Below are 17594 nucleotides of genomic sequence, written 5' to 3' on the forward strand. Positions count from 1 at the left end.
GGAGACCATCATGCCGCCCCTCGAGCCGCTCAACCTGTTCGGCGCCTGCTTCAACATCAAGGACCCGAAGAAATTCGAGCTGGCCATCGCCCTGCTCCGGGAAAGCGTGTTCGACGACGGCGCGACGATGTTTGTCGCCGACAACCTGATCACCTGGAACAAGACGCTGAGCTTCCTGCGGGACGATTTCATTGTCGCGACGCTGAACGATCCCGCCACCAACCCGGTCGAGCGCAGCATCGCCTGGCGAACCTATGTCATGCTGTATTTCGCCCAGTTCGCCAGCAAGGCTCCGGGCGATTTCGTCGAGTGCGGCTGCCATACGGGCTATACGGCGTCCGTCCTGACCCGGAAGATCGACTTCGCCGCGCTCGGCAAGAAGTACTATCTCTATGACCTGTTCGCCTGGAATCCAGGCGACGAGCACACCCACCTGACCGCCCACGACGACCCGGCCATGTACGACAAGGTGGTCGAGCGATTCAGGCACCTGAGCTTCGTGCAGGTGATCCGCGGGTCGGTCCCGCAATCCTTCTCGCAAGGCTTTCCTGACCAGATCGCCTTCGCCCACATCGACATGAACCATCCGGACCCCGAAGCCGGCGCCCTGGAGATGGTCTTGCCGCGCCTGTCCCACGGGGGCGCGGTGATCTTCGACGACTATGGCTGGTGGGGCTATTCCGCACAGAAGGTCGCGCTGGATCCCATCATCGCCCGGCACGGCCTGGAGGTGCTGGAGCTCCCCACCGGCCAGGCCCTGGTCCTGAAGCCCTAGGCTTTCTTGCGGGCCTCGAAGGTCAGCACCCGGTCGCTCGCGCGAGGCGGACGGCCGCGGGCGTAGCCGCCGGTGACCGCCTCGAGCGAAAAGCCCGTGGCCTCCAGCGCCAGACTGAACTCGCCCAGCCCCCAATAGCGCTGGGCCATCGGCTCCAGCTGGGTCTCCACCAGCCGGTTGTCGCGCCAGCGCTCGTAGCGCAGCAGGGATTCCCCCCGCTGGGCCAGCCAATCGGCGGCGGTCCGCTTGCCTTCGAGGGTCAGGAGGTCGCCGTTCTCCGCGGTCCAGCGCCGCCGGTCCTCGCCGCTGGCGGCCAGGAACGCCAGGGGCTGGATGTCGAGCAGCAACAATCCGCCGACCACCAGGTGCGCGTGAAAGCGGCGCAGCACAGCCAGGGCGGTGTCGAAATCGTCGATCAGGGTGAACGAGCCGACCGGGACCAGGATGGCGGCGAATGGGCTCGGATAGTTGAAATCCTCGAACCGCTGGCGGCTCAGCGGCGGGGAAAAGCCGCGCTCGGCGCAGCGGGCGCGGCAACGGTCCAGCATCTCCTCGCTGGGGTCGAAGCCGGTCAGGTCATGACCCGCCTGCAGCAGGGGAACCAGGGTTCGGCCAGAGCCGCAGGCCGGCTCCAGGATCGGCCCCTCCACCCCAGCCAGGGCCTCCAGGTGAAAGGCTGTGTCCGGCAGGGCGCCGAACGGCTTGTCGAGGTCGTAGATCTCCGCGGCGATGGAGCCATAGCGGTTGATCGTGGTGTTGGCGGAAAGCAGCATGAAGGGCTCGCAAGATCGAGGCGCGGCCGGCGGAGCCGGGTTGGCGCACAAGGATGGGAGATGGCGCGGCGAGGACGCTCGCGCGTGAGGCGGGCCGGCGATGAACGCGGCGCTTATGGCGTGCCTAGGCCTTCATGATGTGGAGAGCTTAGCGCGGCCGCGCGCTCAGGTCGACTGGCGGCGCGCTTTCTGGGGCCGCCGCACCACCCGCAGCTTGCCGCTGGAGCCGCCGCCGCAGAAGAAACGGTCGGCGCCGTCGGATTCCAGGCCCGAGACCATGGCGCCGGGCGGCAGGTCGAGCCGCTCCAGCACCTCGCCGGTCTCGGGATCCACGCGGCGCAGGTCGGATTCCTCGCCCTCCCAGACCCCGTGCCACAGATCCCCGTCGACCCAGGTGACGCCGGTGACGAAGCGGTTGGACTCGATGGTGCGCAGGACCTCGCCCGTCTCGGGGTCGACCTGGTGGATCTTGCGCGCGCGGTACTGCCCGACCCACAGCGAGCCCTCGGCCCAGGCCAGGCCCGAGTCGCCGCCGCCGCCCGGAGCCGGAATAGTGTCCAGGACCTCGCCCGTCGCCGGCTCGATCTTCTGGATGCGGTCCTCGGCGATCTGGAACAGGCGCCGGCCGTCGAAAGCCGTGCCGGCGTGGGCGGCGACATCGATCGAGCGCCCGGTCTCGCCGCTCGCCGGGTCCAGGGCCGTGATCCGGTCGCCGGCGGCGAGCCAGACGGTCTCACCGTCGAAGGTCACGCCATGGACGTGCTTCACGCCCTCGAAGGGCCCGTATTCGCAGAGGATTTCGGCGGCGGCGCGTTTCATGCCGTGATCCTAGTCCCCCGGCAGCGCGGCGGGGAGTAACAAGCTCGTCGCGAATCCGGGCATGGGCGGGGTCATCCAGCGCCTGGCCCGCCCCTGGCCGACCGCCTGCGCCTTGCCCGCCGCCGCCAGGGCGTCCAGCGCCCGTTGCGTGTTGCGCTGGCTGGCCCCGAGCGCGAGCGCCAGGGCCGAGCTGGACCAGGCCTCGCCGTCGGCCAGCAGGGCGAGCACGGCGGCCCTGGGTTCTTCGACGGGGCGCGCCAGCACCACCACCTCGCCTTCGTCCCGCGGCGCCAGGGCGAAGCCGCCGGGGGTGGCGCCGATCTCGGCCAGCGGCTGCAGCAGGGCGCGCAGGCGGCCGATCTCGACCCTGAGCCGCGCGCGGTGCGACTCGTCGGCGTGCCGGGCGCCGAAGGCCTGGCGCAACAGCAGGTCTCGCGAGGCGTCCCCCGGCCAGGCCTCGCCGAGCGCGCGGGCCAGGGCGAACAGCACCGGGCGCCGGGCGAGCGGAACCACGACCCCGGGCCGCCGCACCGCATGGCGGCAGGCGTCGACCACCAGGGCGCCGGACGCCAGCACCGCCTCGACCTCGTCCAATCGCAGCGCCCGCGCCTGCCCCCTTGCGACCAGCCGCGCGGCGGGCGCTTCGAGCAGCTGGGCCGCGGCCTCGACCTCGGCCAGCAGCGCCGGAATGCCGGCCTGGCGCGCCGCGCCCTCGGCCTCCGCCAAGGCGGCGCGCGCCGCCCGGCCCTGGATGCGGCGCATGGCGACCCCGGCGACCACCAGGGCATGGGCGGCCTTCAGCGCCGGCGGCAGGGGCGTCGGGTCGAGCCCCGCCAGCGCCTGTTCAGCCTCGCTTAGGCGCCCGATCAGCAGCAGGCGGCGGACCTCCAGATAGCCCGCATGGGCGGCGTTGACCCGGTCGCCATGCGCCGCCAGCGCCGCCCGCGCGGCGGCGAGGGCCTTCACCGGCCAGGCGAGATCGCGGGACGCCAGGGCCACCTCGGCCTCGGCCACCACACAGCGCGCGCGGGCCACAGCTTCCCTGGGGCCGAACGCCCGGGCCGCCCGGCGCAGCAGCGCCCTCGCCCGGGGGAAATCGCCGAGCTGGGCCATGGCCACCCCGCGGATCGCCAGCGACGGGGCGTCCTCGCGCAGGGCGACCCGGTTCAGCGCGCCCAGAGGATCGCCGGCCGCCAGGGCCCGCCCGGCGGCGGTGATCAGCGAGTCCATGGCAATCGCGCCAAACCTGTCACTCCCATCATTGCGGCTCCCGGCGCCAAGTGTGCCCCACGGCCGGTCGGCCTCTCGAGAGATGGACAACCCCAGCACGAAGACAAGAGCGATGATCGCGCGCCCAGGAGCCGCGACGGGACCGGCGTCCAGCGCCGCCCGATTGCGCCGGCGCCGCTTCGCTCCCAAATTCCTTGGTCTCAGCTCCGAGGCCCGCCATGCAGATCCGCCCCGCCCGCGCCGCAGAAGCCGCCGACATCTGCGCCGTCGTGCGCGCCTCGATCATAGAGCTCTGCGTCGAGGACCATCACGGCGACCCCGAGATCCTGGCCGCCTGGCTGGCCAACAAGACGCCGGAGAATGTGGCGCGCTGGCTGGCCAATCCCGCCAACATCAACCTTGTGGCCGTGGAGGGCGAAGCGATCCTGGCCGCCGGCTGCGTCACCACCGGCGGCGAGGTGATTCTGAACTATGTCAGCCCGGCGGCGCGGCTGCGGGGCGTGAGCACGGCGCTCCTGGCCGCGCTGGAGGACGAGGCGCGGCGCCAGGGCTGCACGGCCTGCGACCTGGACAGCACCACCACCGCCCACCGCTTTTACGCCGCCCGCGGCTATGCCGATCGCACAGAGCCGGTGACCAAGTTCGGCTTGACCGCCTGGCCGATGCGCAAGACCCTTTGAGCCGCCGTCAGAGCAGGTCCGGTTCCAGCACCCGGCGGCGCGAGCGGGCGCGCATCACCCCCGGATAACCCTTCAGCGGCGAAAGGGGCTCGCCGGCGTAGGCCCAGTCGACCTGGTCGTCGCAGCCCAGGTGATAGCGGGGCTCGCGCCCGGTGCGGCCCTCGAACAGGCCGCGGGGGATGTTGATCATCTTGGGCGCCCGTCGCCGGGCGTAGAACAGGGGTGAGCCGCAACGGCGGCAGAAGCTGCGCTCGGCCCCCGTGACGGGCTCGTCATAGCGGGCGATTAACTCCTCACCCTGCAGCACCCGCACACGGCTTTTCCAGCAGCCGATATAGGTGGCGTAGGCGCAGCCCTGAGCCCGGCGGCTGGCGGCGGAATGGTCGTGCCAGGCCCAGAAGGCCGGCACGTCGATCTCCAGCACCACCCCCTCGCAGAGGCAGCGCCCCTGCGCCTGTTCGAGGATTGGCCTGGCCGTGCGGGACTCTGGTTGGGGCATGGGAGCTTCCTCGCGGGCGAACGCCCAGAATACCCTCCGCACTTGTGGCGAAAGCTAGGCCCCCGCCGCCTGAGCCATCACCTTGACCGCCGCCGCCGCCGGGTTCATGGCGTCGACCATGGCCGTGGGCATCAGGATGGTCGCGCCGCGCTCCTTGGTGGTCTCGTAGATGATGTTCATGGCCCGCAGCTGCAGGGCGGTGGGGCACTCTGCATAGATCTCGGCCGCCTCGACGAACTTGCGCGCCACCGCCTGCTCGGCCTGGCCCAGATGGATGCGGGCGGCGGCCTCGCGCTGGGCCTGGGCCTCGCGGCTCATGGCGTCCTGCAGGGCGGCCGGCACGCCGATGTCGCGGATCTCCACCGAGATCGCGGTCACACCCCATTCGGCGGTCTTGCGGCCGATCTCCTCGCGCAGCTGGGCATCACCCAGCTTGCGGTCGGAGAGCAGGGTCGAGAGCAGGGACGAGCCCACCATCTCCCGCAGCGAGGTCTGGGCCACCCGGGCGATGGCGCTGCGATAGTCGGCGATCTCCAGCGCCGCCCGCTCGGGGTCGTGCACCTGCCAGAAGATCACCGCATCCACGTCCACCGGCACGGTGTCCTTGGACAGGGCCTGCTCGGCGTTGAACTCGGTGGTCTGGATGCGCTGGTCGATCCACACCGTCACCTCGTCGATGAACGGAACCAGCATGAACAGGCCCGGCCCCGCCACCGCCTTCAGCTTGCCGAGCCGAAGGACCACCGCCTTTTCCCACTGGTTGGCCATCTTCAGCGACATCGGGGTCATCGCGGCCAAGGCGATCAAGAGGCCGCCGATCGCGAACAGGGCGCTGGACTCGGTTTGCGAGGCCTGCTTCAGGGCGATCCCGCCCAGGACCGCCAGCACCACGGCGATCACCCCCGCCGGCGCATTGGCGCCGCGCCGGCTGCGCAGCGGCGGCCCCAGGACCGCCTGGGGCGAATAGGTGTTGCTCATCGGGTCTCCTCCTTCATGGCCGCCAGGGCCAGGATTCGCTCGGCCAGGCGGCCGGGATCGACGCCGCTCAGCGCGGCGGCGGCCAGGGTCTGGCGCGCCAGGTCGAGGGTGCGATCCTCGGCGTCGTCCGCTGATTGAGACGGGGCCTCGGCGACGAAGCTGCCGCGCCCGCGCGCCAGCACCACCACCCCCATACGCTCCAGCTCGTCATAGGCGTGGCGGACGGTGTTGAGATCGATCTTCAGGGCCACGGCCACCTGACGCATGGTCGGCATCTGCTGACCCGGCTGCAGGAGCCCGGCCCCGATCGCCGCGCGCAGCTGTTCGCGCAGCTGCACATAGATCGGCACCCCGGTTTCCTCGAGGCGCAGGGCCGACAGCAATTGCTGCTGTGTATGCATACTTTCATACAATACGCCCTTTCCGGCGCAGGTCAAGCGTTGGACAGGAAGCGTTCAGCCTGCCGCGCCCCTTTCAACAGATCAAAACAAGCGTGGCTGAAGTCGAGCCTTCGATTGTCACCAAATCATGCTAGAAAATTGATCGCGGCGTTGCTCTAACAACGCCCAACGGGGTGATGGGAAAATAGGCTTTTCTGTGATTTCGGCGTGCGGAAGGTCACACCCGCGCCCAGCAGTCGGCTTTTGTGCTTCATTCGCCTGGCGCCCAAGCGACGGCCTCCTTGCCGGGGCTGATGCGCGCAACAGGCCATAGGTCAAGGACACGGGCCGGACCGGCGCCGGCCTGTCGAGCATAGGCGTGTCGGCCGCTCCCGGCCAACGGAACACACTCGAGCCTGGGGGCGGCATGTCCTACTACAACTACTACGGCGCGCTGATGGCCCGGAGCGCCAACCCGGCCCATTATTTCTACACCAGCGCCGCGGACCAGACGCTCACCGGCGACGCCAGCGCCGACTACCTGGCCGATTCCTATGGCGGCGGCGCTCTGGTCGGCGGGACCGCCGACGACACCTTCAGCGTGGTGGACTCCAACGAGGTCGTGCGCGTGACGACCGCCGCCGCCGTCGACACCATCGTCTCGTGGACCAATTTCATCGCCCCCACGAACATCGACGTGCTGGAGCTGAAGAAGGGCGGCAAGACCGGCGTCGCCAACGCCGCCGGCGACCTACTGATCAGCGGCGGGACCGACGACACCCTGGTCGGCGGCGCGGGCGCCGACGTGATGGTCGATGCGGGCTTTGGCTCCGACTATTTCCAGATCCGCGGCAACGGCGGCTACGACGTCATCTACGGCTTCGCCGCCTCGGGCGCAGGCCACGACTTCATCCAGTTGGCCGCCGGGACCTATACGAGCTTCGCCCAGGTCCAGGCGCATCTGACCCAGCAGGGCTCGGACGTGCTCCTGACCCTGTCCTCGACCTCGGCGGTGCTGATCCGCGGGGCCACGGTCGCGGCCCTGACCGCCGCCGACTTCGCCTTCAACCTCGACCTGCACGGCGCCCTTCCGGTGTTCGACGCCGAGTTCGACAGCCTCAGCCTCTACAACCCGTCCACCGGCGTCGGCGTCTGGAAGACCAATTTCCAGTCGGGAATCCAGAGCGGCCCCAACGCCTATACCAGCCGCACCCTGACGTCCGGGGCCGAGCAGGAGATCTATGTCGACCCGTCCTTCGCCGGGACCGGGAGCGCGCCCCTGGGGCTGAACCCGTTCTCGGTCGGCAACGGGGTCCTCACCATCACCGGCGCCAAGGCCCCGACGGCCGACGTACCGGCGCTGTCCGGCTACAAATATGCCTCTGGCCTTTTGACCACCCAGAAGTCGTTCGCCCAGCTCTACGGCTATTTCGAAATGCGCGCCGAACTGCCGGCCGGCCAGGGGGTCTGGCCCGGCTTCTGGCTGCTCCCCACCAACGGCGCCTGGCCGCCCGAGGCCGACGTGGTCGAGCAGATCGGCGGGCCGGTGATCTTCAACACCGTCCACTACCCGAATTCCTCCGGAACCGCCGTGCAGAGCGTGTTCCAGACCTACCTGCCGACCAATACGACGGGGTTCCACACCTATGGCATGCTGTGGACCGCCTCGACGCTGAGCTGGTACGTCGACGGGGTCGAGGTGGCCAGCATGGCCACGCCGGCCGACATGAACACGCCCATGTATATGCTGGTGAACCTGGCCCTGGGCGGCAATTTCCCTGGCCAGGTGCCGTCCAGCTTCACCTCGGCGCAGATGCAGGTCGATTATATCCGCGCCTACACCCTGCAGGACCTGGGCCTGGCCAGCGGAACCGACGCGGCGATCCACATCGCCGGCGGGGCGGGGAACGACACCTACTATGTGCACAATTCCGGCGACACGATCAGCGTCGCGGCGGGTACGTCCAACGAGAGCGTGGTCGCGGTGGTCAGCTACGCCCTGCCGGCCAACATCCAGCACCTGACCGTCCAGGGCTCCGGCCTGACCGGGACCGGCAACGGGCTGAACGACACCCTGACCAGCCTCGGCGGCCCCAACACCCTGGTCGGCGGCTCCGGGACCGACACCTTCTATGTCAACAATGTCGGCGACAAGGTGGTCGAGCCGGCCGGCCATGCCGGCGACATCATCATCTCCAGCGTCAGCTACGGCCTCGGCGGCGACCAGCATGTGCTCAGGCTGTCCGGCGCCGGCCTGACCGCTACGGCGAACGCCGCCGGCGGCAGTTATCTGTCGGCCATGGCCAGCGACGACAAGCTGATCGGCTCGGCGGCGGGGGGCGACACCTTCACGGTCTGCTTCTCCAACGACTTGGTGCAGGTCGCCGCCGGAACCCCGGGCGATGTGATCCTGGCCTATGCCAGCTACACCCTGCCGGCCAACGTCGACGCCCTGACCGCAGCCGGCGGCGGGAATTACGTCCTGACCGGCAATGGCGCCAGCGACATACTGACCGCCGGCAAGGGCGCCGACACCCTGACCGGCGGCGGCGGGAACGTGACCTTCGTCGTCGCCCCGGGCGACCACCTGGAGACCATCACCGACTTCGGCGCCCATGGGGTCCACGACCAGATCGACGTCTCCGCCTACCAGGCCGCCGGGATCACCTGGCATCTGGTCCAGCACGGGACCGCGACCTGGATCGACTTCGCCAACGGCGACATCACCGAACTGGCCGGCGTCGCGCCCTCAAGCCTGACGCTGAGCGGTCACGACCTGATCTGAAGCATCGCGCGGAAAAGTGGATGCCGGTTTTCCGCAAAAGCGATGCGACCTGAAACAACTAAAGCGGGCGACGGCGGGTCAGGGGTTATAGGCCCGCTCGCCGTGATAGCTCAGGTCCAGGCCGTCCTCGATCTCCTCGTCGCTGGCCCTGAGGCCGACGGCGAGCCGGGTCAGCCAGATCAGCGCGACGCTGGCCGCCGCCGACCAGGCCACCACGCTGGCCACGCCGACCACCTGGACCGCGAGTTGGCCGCCAAGATCATGCGCCTTGCCATAGCCGACGCCGCCCAGCGCCGGATGGGCCAGGATCGCGACCAGGATCGACCCGAGGATGCCGCCGACCCCATGGACGGCGAACACGTCGAGGGAATCGTCGATCTTCAGGTGATTGCGCACCAGCTCCACGGCGAAGAAGCACACCACCGCCCCCGCGACGCCCAGGCCCGCGGCGGCCGCGGGACCGACAAAGCCCGAGGCCGGGGTGATGGTCGCCAGGCCGGCGACGGCGCCGGTGACCATCCCGACCATGCTGGCCCGCTCGAACCGCCATTTCTCGAGCGCGGCCCAGGTGAGCCCGGCCGCCGAGGCGGAAAGATGCGTCGCCAGGATCGCGGCCGCGGCGGACCCGTTGGCGGCGAGCGCGCTGCCGCCGTTGAAACCGTACCAGCCGACCCACAGCATGCCGGCGCCGATCAGGGTCATGCCGGGGCTGTGCGGCGGGTGCATTTCCTTGGGAAAGCCGCGGCGGCGGCCGAGCATCACGGCCATGACCAGGGCGGAGGCCCCGGCGGTGGCGTGGACCACCAGCCCGCCGGCGAAATCCATCACGCCGCGCTGGGCCAGCCAGCCGCCGCCCCAAACCCAGTGGGTCACCGGCGCGTAGACCAGGAGCAGCCAGAGGCCGCTGAACATCAGCACAGCCGCGAAACGGATGCGCTCCACATAGGCGCCGACGATCAGGCACGGGGTGATGACGGCGAAGGTCATCTGGAACAGGGCATAGGCGCCCTCGGGCAGGCCCTGGACCACGCCGTCGCGCCTGACGCCGGCGAGGAACAGCCGCGAAGCGCCGCCGATCAGGCCGCCGTCGCCGTCGAAGGCCAGGCTGTAGCCGGCGGCGAACCATAGCAGCGAAGCGAGGCAGGCGATGGCCACGCAGTGGATCATCACCGACAGGGCGTTCTTGCCGCGCACTAGGCCGGCATAGAACAGGGCCAGCCCCGGCAGGGTCATGAACAGGACCAGCGCGCTCGCGGCAAGCACCCAGGCGGCGTCGCCATGATCGGCGCCGGCCGATGCGGCCCATGCGCCCGACGGAACTGCAAGGCCAAGGGCCGCCGCGACGCCTGCGGCGGCGGGAACAGATCGAATGCGCACGCTGGACTCCCCCGAAATACGTGCGACTTTTTCCAGCAGATTGCCGTCAGATCAAGGCGTCGGGCGCCTAAAATCTGTGCGGCGAAGCAGGTCTTGGGTAGGCCGCCTTACTCCGCCGCCATCGACGGCTGCGCTGCGGGGACTTCGGCCAGGAAGCGCTCGATGGCCTGGGCTTCCCGCGCCAGGCGCTGCATCGGCGCGGGCGCGTCCTCGGGGCTGTCGGCCACCAGGGCCATCAGCTCGCGGGCCATGGCGCGCAGCCGCGGGGCGGCCGTGATCAGCCGGGCCTGCAGCTCGATCTTGCGCGGGTCGCGGTCGTATTCGGCGCCGGGCACGCGCCAGCCGCCCCAGTCCGTGGAGTCCGTCACCACGACCGGAAAGCTGCCCGGGAAGGGATGATGGCCGCAGTCCTCGGGCGCCTGCCACTTGTTGCGCGCGCGCAGGAGCCGCCAGGCCGGCCCGCCGTCCGGCGCGCTCTCCAGTTCGCCCTTGTCCTCGGCCTGAAGCTCGTTGGCCTGGAAGTCTCGCCCCAGGCCCACGTCGTAGAGAATCCGCACCGGCTCCTCGAAGCCCTTGGCCCAGATGGGCACCAGTTTTTCGATGACGGCCCAGGTGCCGACGGTCTCGACCCAGACCTTCTGGTTTCGGTGGAAATGGGCTTTGGCCATGGTCGCTCGCGTTCGGCTTGCGGAATCCTTTGAGACTGAACGAAAAACCTTGACGCGAGGTCAATCTTTCAAGCCCGCGAAAGCCGAGTATCTTCGCACCCCGACGGACCGCACAGGCGGCCACGGCGGGAGGCGCCCGAGATGAATTTCGATTACACCGACGACCAGAAGTTCCTGAAGTCCGAGGCGCGCAAGTTCCTCGAGGCGCGCTGCCCGCCGACCGCCGTGCGGGCCGTGCTGGACGATCCGTCCAAGGGCTACGACGCCGCCCTTTGGGCCGGCGTGGCCGAGCAGGGCTGGATGGGCGCGGCCATCCCCGAGGAGTACGGCGGCCTGGGCCTCGGCCGGATCGAGCTCTGCGCCATCGCCGAGGAGTTGGGCCGGGTCTGCGCTCCGATCCCCTTCGCCTCCACCGTCTATTTCTTCGCCGAGGCCCTGATGCTGGCCGGCAGCGACGCCCAGAAGTCGGGCTTCCTGCCCAAGATCGCCGAGGGCCACGAGATCGGCTGCTTCGCCACCTCGGAGGGGCCCGGCGCCCTCTCCCCGTCTACCCTGCAGGCGCGGGTCGAAGGCGGCAAGCTCTACGGGACCAAGCTGCCGGTCACCGACGGCGACATCGCCGACAACGCCATCGTGCTGGCCAAGGAGAATGGCCAGGCGAGCCTGTTCGTCGTCAACCTGAAGGGCGCGGGTGTCGCTCGCGAGACCCTGAAGACCCTGGACCCCACCCGCGGGGCGGCCAAGCTGACCTTCGACGGCGCCCTGGCCGACCGGCTGGGCGCGCCTGGCGAGGGCTTTGCGCTTGCTGAGGCCGTGCTCGACCGCGCCGCCGTGCTGCTGGCCTTCGAACAGCTGGGCGGGGCCGACAGGTGCCTGGAAATGGCCAAGGCCTACGCCCTGGAGCGTTACGCCTTCGGCCGGGTGATCGCCTCCTACCAGGCGATCAAGCACAAGCTGGCCGACATCTACGTCAAGAACGAGCTGGCCCGCTCCAACGCCTATTTCGGCGCCTGGGCGCTGAACGCGGGCGCCGCCGAGCTGCCGATCGCCGCCGCCGCCGCCCGGGTGGCCGGCTCCGAGGCCTTCTGGTTCGCGTCCAAGGAGAACATCCAGACCCACGGCGGCATGGGCTTCACCTGGGACGTGGACTGTCACCTTTACTACCGGCGCTCGCGCCAGCTGTCCCTGGTCGCGGGCGCCCCCCGCGTCTGGAAGGAGCGGCTGGTCAGCCAGCTCGAACGCAAGAACGCAGCCTGAGCCCGCAAGGAACACAGTCATGGACTTCAACGATTCCCCCGAAGAAGCCGCCTTCCGCGCCCAGGCCCGCGCCTGGCTGGAGGCCAACGCCCCGCCCGCCAAGCCGCCCCGCGGCGCGCCCCAGCGCCACGCCGACCTGATGGCCGAGGCCAAGGCCTGGCAGGCCAAGAAGGCCGCCGCCGGCTACGCCCAGATCACCTGGCCCAAGGAATGGGGCGGCGGCGGCGGCACGCCCATGCAGCAGGTGATCTTCGGCCAGGAAGAGGCCAAGTTCGGCATCTCCTACGGCTTCTTCCAGATCGGCCTTGGCATGTGCGTGCCGACGGTGATGGCGTTTTCCGACGACGCGACCAAGCAGCGCTTCGTCGGCCCCGCCGTGCGCGGCGAGGAGATCTGGTGCCAGCTGTTCAGCGAGCCCGCCGGCGGCTCCGACGTGGCGGGCCTTCGCACGCGCGCCGTGCGGGATGGCGATGAATGGGTGATCAACGGCCAGAAGGTCTGGACCTCGGGCGCGCACTATTCCGATTTCGGCATCGTCCTTGTACGAACCAACCCGGATGCGCCCAAGCACAAGGGCCTGACCATGTTCTGGCTGGACATGAAGTCGCCGGGCGTCGAGGTCCGCCCGATCCACCAGATGTCGGGCGCCTCGGATTTCAACGAGGTCTATTTCACCGATGTGCGGATCAAGGACAGCCAGCGCCTGGGCGCGGTCGACGACGGCTGGAAGGTGGCCCTGGTCACCCTGATGAACGAGCGGCTGGCCGTCGGCGGCTCGACCGGGCCCAACTATGGCGAAATCCTGGGCCTCGCCCGCTCGCTGCAGACCGAGGCCGGCCCGGCCCTGGCCGACCAGGCCTTCCGCGAGAAGCTGGCCGACTGGTACGTGCAGTCCGAGGGACTGAAATATACCCGCTTCCGCACCATGACCGCCCTCTCCCGCGGCCAGACCCCGGGGCCGGAAAGCTCGATCGGCAAGATCATCTCCGCCAACCAGCTGCAGGACCTGTCCAACGCGGCGGTCGAGCTGCAGGACCAGTATGGGATCATCAGCGATCCGGAGCTGTCCCCGATGGAAGCGGCGTTCCAGGGCTCGCTGATGTGGGCGCCGGGCCTTCGCATCGCTGGCGGCACCGACGAGATCCTCAAGAACATCATCGCCGAACGGGTCCTGGGCCTGCCCGGCGACATCCGCGTCGACAAGGACGTGGCCTTCAAGGACGCGCCGGTGGGCCGATGAGCGACGCCCTCGCCCCGACGCTTCAGTCTACCCTCGGCCAGGTCCGCGTCATCGACTGGGCGGACGGCCGGGCGCGCATCGAGTACGAGGTCGGCCTGCAGATGTGCCATTCCGGCGGCGTCGCCCAGGGCGGCTTCGTCTGCGGCTGGATCGACGCGGCCATGGCCCACGCCTCGCTGTCGATCTTTCCCGAGATGACGCCCATGTCGCTGGAGCTCAAGGTCAGCTACTTCGCCCCCGCCCGACCCGGCCGGGTGGTCGCCGAGGGCTGGATCGAGCGCCGCGGCCGCACCACCTGCTTCGCCGAAGGGCGGCTCTTGGATACGGCCGGCCACGTCCTGGCCAAGGCCAGCTCGACCATCCGCCTGATCCCGCGCGAGGTGGTCGAGGCGGCGGCGGCCAAGGCTCAGGCTTAGACCATCGCGCGGAAAAGTGGACGCCGATTTCCGCAAAAGCGATGCGACATCAAACAAATAGAGCGACGCACGCGATTCCCAAATCGCGCACGCCGCTCCTGGCCCCAGGCGCCGTCGGGCCGCAGCCCGCCGGCGCCACCGATCAGTTGGAGGCCAGCACTTCGGGCTTTGCCACGCGCGACGACAGCTGCTGGCGCTGGGCGTTGGCGTTGTCGGTCGCAGCGCTGACGCACTCGGCGAAATCGATCGCATCGGTGCTGGCCGCCTTGCAGACCTTCTGGGCGGCGGCGCGGATTTCGCGATCGACCTCGGCCGGCGACTTGCCGGCGACGCTGACCCTGACCAGGTCCGCGCCGGAAGTGGCGGCGTCCACCCGACCCACCGGCGCCTGGCGGGCGTGGATATAGGCGTAGAACTGGTTCTTGGCGTCGAGCAGGGTCTCGTAATAGCAGTCGCCGCCCGCCGAGCCGCCGCACACCTTGGAGGCGGCCGCAGCGATCTCGTCGTTGATCTGTACGTCGGACTTGCCGTCGAGCGCGATGCGCACCACGGGGGAGATGTCGCGGGCGACGCTGACGGTCTGGGCGGCGGCGGTCTGGGCGCCGGCAGGCGCGGCGATCATCGCGGAGACTGCCACCAGCGCGGCGATGGCCATCGGGTTACGCAAAGTCGAACTCCTCGGATTGGCTGAATTAGCTCTCTTCGGATCAAGGATCCCTGGAGCGATACATCCTCGATCATCTTTAAACTATGGTGGTATTTCGTGCTGAATCGGCGTCAACCAATGGAATAACCGAGGTATTGGAATCCAATTCCCAATATAACGGTGATATTTGCACAAGACTCGATTTGAAATTGAAAGCCATTCTCAAACAACTCGTTGATTTACATCAATTATCCTGAGATCCTTTTACGCTTTCGGTAAGGTATCGGCTCCATGGTCCCCTAAACATATGGAGACCCGCCAATGCCCATCATGACCTGGGACGCCTCGCTGGACATCGGCGTCACGGCAATGAACCGCGAGCACCAGGAAATCCTGGACGCGATGAACCGTATCTACGACGCCAAGGCCCAGGGCGTTTCCGGGTCGGCGGTGAACGACATGGTGGCGCGGCTGGGCTCGGTCTGCGTTCGCCATTTCGCCGACGAAGAAGCCTACATGAAGCAGGTCGGCTATCCGGAACTGCAGCGGCACATACAGTTGCACGCCCGCCTGCTCGACCAGTTCAGCGGTCACGCGGCCGCGATCAAGGCGGCGGGCGGCGCGCCCAACGACGAGTTCTTCCACTTCCTCAAGTTCTGGCTGACCTCCCACATCAAGGGGATCGACATCAAGTACAGCGAGCACGCCAGGGCCCAGGGCGTCGCCTGAAGCCAGGGCGAGTCGCTCCCCCTTCACGCGAATTTTGACAAGGCCTGACCCTCGCGTGCTAACTGCGCGCGACAGGGGGAGGCGCATCATGCGGGGTTTCAAACGGGCGGCCTCGACAGCCGCCGCCATCTTGGCGCTCGCGACCGCGGCCGATGCGGCGCCCAAGATCGGCCAGCCGGCGCCGGACTTCACCGTCACCACCTTCGGCGGGCGCACGGTCAAGCTGTCCGACCTCAAGGGCGACGTGATCATCCTGAACTTCTGGGCCACCTGGTGCGGCCCCTGCCGGCGCGAGCTGCCGCTGCTGGAATCCGCCTTCGAGGCCTACAACAAGTATGGCTTCCAGGTCCTGGCCGTGGCGACCGAAGACTCGGTGCCGCCGGACAAGCTCAAACCCCTGGCGGCCCAGCTGAAGATCCCCTTGGTCAAGCGGCTGAAAGGCCACTACGACGTGCTGGAGGGCGTGCCGACCAACTACGTGATCGACCGCTCCGGCAAGCTGGTCTACGCCAAGGCCGACGCCTTCGACGCCGAAAGCCTGAACGCCCTCATCGTCCCGCTGCTGAAGGAGCCGGTGCCCGAGGAGCCGACGCCGCCGGCCAGCGGCTCGCCGCCTGCGTCGCCCACGCCGGCCCCGGCGAAGGCGGCCGCAGCGGGCGGTGGGTGAGGCCTCAGCCCCGCCCCTCGACCATCGCCACGATCGCCCCAAGAAGCTCCGCCAGGGCCACAGGCTTGGCGACCCAGCCGTCGATCCCCGCCTCGCCATAGGCCTCCAGCTGGTGACTCATCACATTGGCGGTCACGGCCAGGACCGGGACGCGCGGCCGCCCCTCCGCCTGTTCCAGCGCCCGTATCCGCCGCGCCGCCCCCAGCCCGTCCAGGCCGGGCATCTGGATATCCAGAAGGACGAGGTCGAAGCCGCCGGTCGCGAACGCCGCCAGGGCCGCCTCGCCATCCTCGACCAGCGTGACGCCCGCCCCGATCTGTTCCAGCAGCGCGCCCAGGGTCTCGCGGTTGATCGGATCGTCCTCGGCCGCCAGCACCCGGATCGGCCGGTCCAGCGCCGCCGCCGGCGCTTCGACAGAGGCCTCGTCCGCCTGGTGCTCGACCAGCGGCAGGGGCAAGGTGACCGTGAACCGGCTGCCCTGGCCCAGCACGCTCTCGGCGGCGATGCGCCCGCCCATGGCCTCGGCGAGCTCGCGGCAGATGGCCAGGCCCAGGCCCGAGCCGCCGTGACGGCGGTCGGCGCCGGCCTCGGCCTGGACGAAGCGCTCGAACAGGCGCGCCAGGCTCTCCGGCTCGATGCCGACCCCGGTGTCGGCCACGCTCAGCACCAGCCCCTCCGGCCCGCCCCTCAGTGTCACCGAGATCTGGCCCCGGTCGGTGAACTTGACCGCGTTCGAAATCAGGTTGTGCAGGATCTGGCGGATGCGGCCGAGGTCGCCCACGAAGTCGCCGGCATAGTCCTGCGCGGCTTCGACCTCGAACCTGAGCGCTTTTCCTGTCGCCAAGGCCTCGTAGGTGGCGCGCGCGGCCTCGGCCAGCTCGCCGAGCGCAAAGGGCGCCGGCGCCAGCTCCAGATGCCCCGCCTCGATCTTCGACAGGTCGAGAAGGTCGTTCAGGATCGCCAGCAGCGCCTGGCCCGATCGCATGACCAGGTCCACCCGGGCCTTCTGCCGCCCGCTGAGCCCGTCGCGCGACAACAGCTGGGCCGCGCCCATCAGGGCGTTCAGCGGGTTGCGGATCTCGTGGCTCATGGCGGCGAGGAAGTCGGTCTTGGCCCGGCTCGCGTCGGCGGCTTCGTGGGCCAGGGCGTCGGAGCGCAGGCGGGCGCGGCGCTCGGCCAGGATGGTCCGGCGCGTGACCATGGCCAGGCCCAGGGCCACCGCACAGCCCGCCAGGCCCAAGAAGCCATACTGATCGACGAAGCCCGGCCCGATCCGGGGCGCGAAAGCCGCCAGCCCGAGCATGGCTGCGACCACGCCGACCAGGGCGGTCCGGGGCGTCGGCGCGCTGCCCGCCGCCACCAGGGCCAGGAAGATGAAATACACCAGCTTGGGCGGCTGCAGGTGAAAGCTGAGATAGGTGCTGATATTGGCGGCGATCAGCAGATACATCGCCGTCGCCCACAGCTCGACCAGGCCCAGCCTAGGTTCGCCCCGTCCCAGCCAGGCCCAGAAGCCGATCCCCGCCAGGCAGGTCGCCGCCGACAGCGAGGCCAGGACGGCCAGGGCGACCCCATGCTCGTAGAGGGGATGCGAGGCGGTGATGAAGGCGTAGTAGCCGGAGGCGACGAGCAGCACCGTGCGGGTGATCGGCGCAAAGGCGCGCACGACCTCCGC

General features: G+C 69.3%; 18 protein-coding genes. 8 read left to right on the plus strand and 10 right to left on the minus strand.

Annotated features, from left to right (window positions below; translation table 11 throughout):
• Window positions 1-10: 10 nt before the first annotated feature.
• Window positions 11-775: a class I SAM-dependent methyltransferase gene (locus KCG34_RS13520; RefSeq protein WP_211936171.1), complete on the plus strand. Its 765-nt coding sequence runs from the start codon at window positions 11-13 to the stop codon at window positions 773-775.
• On the opposite strand, the gene KCG34_RS13525 is transcribed toward KCG34_RS13520, so the two are convergent.
• The 3 genes from KCG34_RS13525 to KCG34_RS13535 form a co-directional block, all read right to left on the minus strand.
• Window positions 772-1548, minus strand: a complete 777-nt coding sequence (locus KCG34_RS13525) for a class I SAM-dependent methyltransferase (protein ID WP_211936172.1) — start codon at window positions 1546-1548, stop codon at window positions 772-774. The two genes, KCG34_RS13520 and KCG34_RS13525, sit on opposite strands and share 4 nt — an antisense overlap.
• A 165-nt stretch (window positions 1549-1713) precedes the next feature.
• Window positions 1714-2367 carry a Vgb family protein gene (locus KCG34_RS13530; protein WP_211936173.1) on the minus strand — a complete coding sequence of 218 codons (654 nt, stop codon included), beginning with the start codon at window positions 2365-2367 and terminating at the stop codon, window positions 1714-1716.
• Window positions 2368-2376: 9 nt separating this feature from the next.
• Complete coding sequence (locus KCG34_RS13535) at window positions 2377-3597, minus strand: helix-turn-helix domain-containing protein (RefSeq protein ID WP_211936174.1); 1221 nt, start codon at window positions 3595-3597, stop codon at window positions 2377-2379.
• Window positions 3598-3815: 218 nt separating this feature from the next.
• Here KCG34_RS13535 and KCG34_RS13540 point away from each other — a divergent pair, with 218 nt between their 5' ends.
• Window positions 3816-4277: a GNAT family N-acetyltransferase gene (locus KCG34_RS13540; RefSeq protein WP_211936175.1), complete on the plus strand. Its 462-nt coding sequence runs from the start codon at window positions 3816-3818 to the stop codon at window positions 4275-4277.
• A 7-nt stretch (window positions 4278-4284) separates the two neighbouring features.
• On the opposite strand, the gene KCG34_RS13545 is transcribed toward KCG34_RS13540, so the two are convergent.
• The 3 genes from KCG34_RS13545 to KCG34_RS13555 are packed head-to-tail and all read right to left on the minus strand — an operon-like array spanning window position 4285 to window position 6155.
• Window positions 4285-4776, minus strand: a complete 492-nt coding sequence (locus KCG34_RS13545; RefSeq protein ID WP_211936176.1) for a GFA family protein — start codon at window positions 4774-4776, stop codon at window positions 4285-4287.
• A gap of 54 nt (window positions 4777-4830) precedes the next feature.
• Window positions 4831-5754, minus strand: a complete 924-nt coding sequence (locus tag KCG34_RS13550) for an SPFH domain-containing protein (RefSeq protein ID WP_211936177.1) — start codon at window positions 5752-5754, stop codon at window positions 4831-4833.
• Entirely contained in the window at window positions 5751-6155 is a 405-nt protein-coding gene (locus KCG34_RS13555; RefSeq protein ID WP_211936178.1) for a GntR family transcriptional regulator, read from the minus strand. Before KCG34_RS13555 ends, KCG34_RS13550 begins: the two co-directional genes overlap by 4 nt.
• A 406-nt stretch (window positions 6156-6561) precedes the next feature.
• Here KCG34_RS13555 and KCG34_RS13560 point away from each other — a divergent pair, with 406 nt between their 5' ends.
• Window positions 6562-8919, plus strand: a complete 2358-nt coding sequence (locus KCG34_RS13560; RefSeq protein WP_211936179.1) for a family 16 glycosylhydrolase — start codon at window positions 6562-6564, stop codon at window positions 8917-8919.
• Between the two features lie 78 nt (window positions 8920-8997).
• On the opposite strand, the gene KCG34_RS13565 is transcribed toward KCG34_RS13560, so the two are convergent.
• A complete protein-coding gene (locus KCG34_RS13565) occupies window positions 8998-10296 on the minus strand; it encodes an ammonium transporter (protein ID WP_211936180.1) in 1299 nt (432 codons plus the stop codon).
• A 107-nt stretch (window positions 10297-10403) separates the two neighbouring features.
• Window positions 10404-10964, minus strand: a complete 561-nt coding sequence (locus tag KCG34_RS13570; RefSeq protein ID WP_211936181.1) for a hypothetical protein — start codon at window positions 10962-10964, stop codon at window positions 10404-10406.
• 141 nt (window positions 10965-11105) lie between these two features.
• Here KCG34_RS13570 and KCG34_RS13575 point away from each other — a divergent pair, with 141 nt between their 5' ends.
• Genes KCG34_RS13575 through KCG34_RS13585 form a run of 3 tightly spaced genes read left to right on the plus strand, consistent with a single transcriptional unit; the run spans window position 11106 to window position 13877 of the window.
• Window positions 11106-12221, plus strand: coding sequence for an acyl-CoA dehydrogenase family protein (locus tag KCG34_RS13575; protein WP_211936182.1), 1116 nt, complete (start codon window positions 11106-11108; stop codon window positions 12219-12221).
• 19 nt (window positions 12222-12240) lie between these two features.
• Window positions 12241-13461 carry an acyl-CoA dehydrogenase family protein gene (locus KCG34_RS13580; RefSeq protein WP_211936183.1) on the plus strand — a complete coding sequence of 407 codons (1221 nt, stop codon included), beginning with the start codon at window positions 12241-12243 and terminating at the stop codon, window positions 13459-13461.
• The gene (locus KCG34_RS13585) at window positions 13458-13877 is read left to right on the plus strand and encodes a PaaI family thioesterase (RefSeq protein ID WP_211936184.1); all 420 of its coding nucleotides are present in this window, start codon (window positions 13458-13460) and stop codon (window positions 13875-13877) included. Before KCG34_RS13580 ends, KCG34_RS13585 begins: the two co-directional genes overlap by 4 nt.
• Window positions 13878-14019: 142 nt before the next feature.
• Here KCG34_RS13585 and KCG34_RS13590 read toward each other — a convergent pair whose 3' ends face one another.
• Window positions 14020-14544, minus strand: coding sequence for a hypothetical protein (locus tag KCG34_RS13590; protein WP_211936185.1), 525 nt, complete (start codon window positions 14542-14544; stop codon window positions 14020-14022).
• 300 nt (window positions 14545-14844) lie between these two features.
• Between KCG34_RS13590 and KCG34_RS13595 the strand changes: the two genes are divergently transcribed.
• Complete coding sequence (locus KCG34_RS13595; protein ID WP_211936186.1) at window positions 14845-15252, plus strand: bacteriohemerythrin; 408 nt, start codon at window positions 14845-14847, stop codon at window positions 15250-15252.
• Window positions 15253-15340: 88 nt separating this feature from the next.
• Window positions 15341-15919: a TlpA family protein disulfide reductase gene (locus tag KCG34_RS13600; protein ID WP_211936187.1), complete on the plus strand. Its 579-nt coding sequence runs from the start codon at window positions 15341-15343 to the stop codon at window positions 15917-15919.
• Window positions 15920-15923: 4 nt separating this feature from the next.
• Here KCG34_RS13600 and KCG34_RS13605 read toward each other — a convergent pair whose 3' ends face one another.
• Window positions 15924-17585: a hybrid sensor histidine kinase/response regulator gene (locus KCG34_RS13605; protein ID WP_211936188.1), complete on the minus strand. Its 1662-nt coding sequence runs from the start codon at window positions 17583-17585 to the stop codon at window positions 15924-15926.
• Window positions 17586-17594 lie beyond the last annotated feature (9 nt).

Origin of the sequence: Phenylobacterium montanum, assembly GCF_018135625.1 — a bacterium.
Lineage (GTDB): Bacteria > Pseudomonadota > Alphaproteobacteria > Caulobacterales > Caulobacteraceae > Poindextera > Poindextera montana.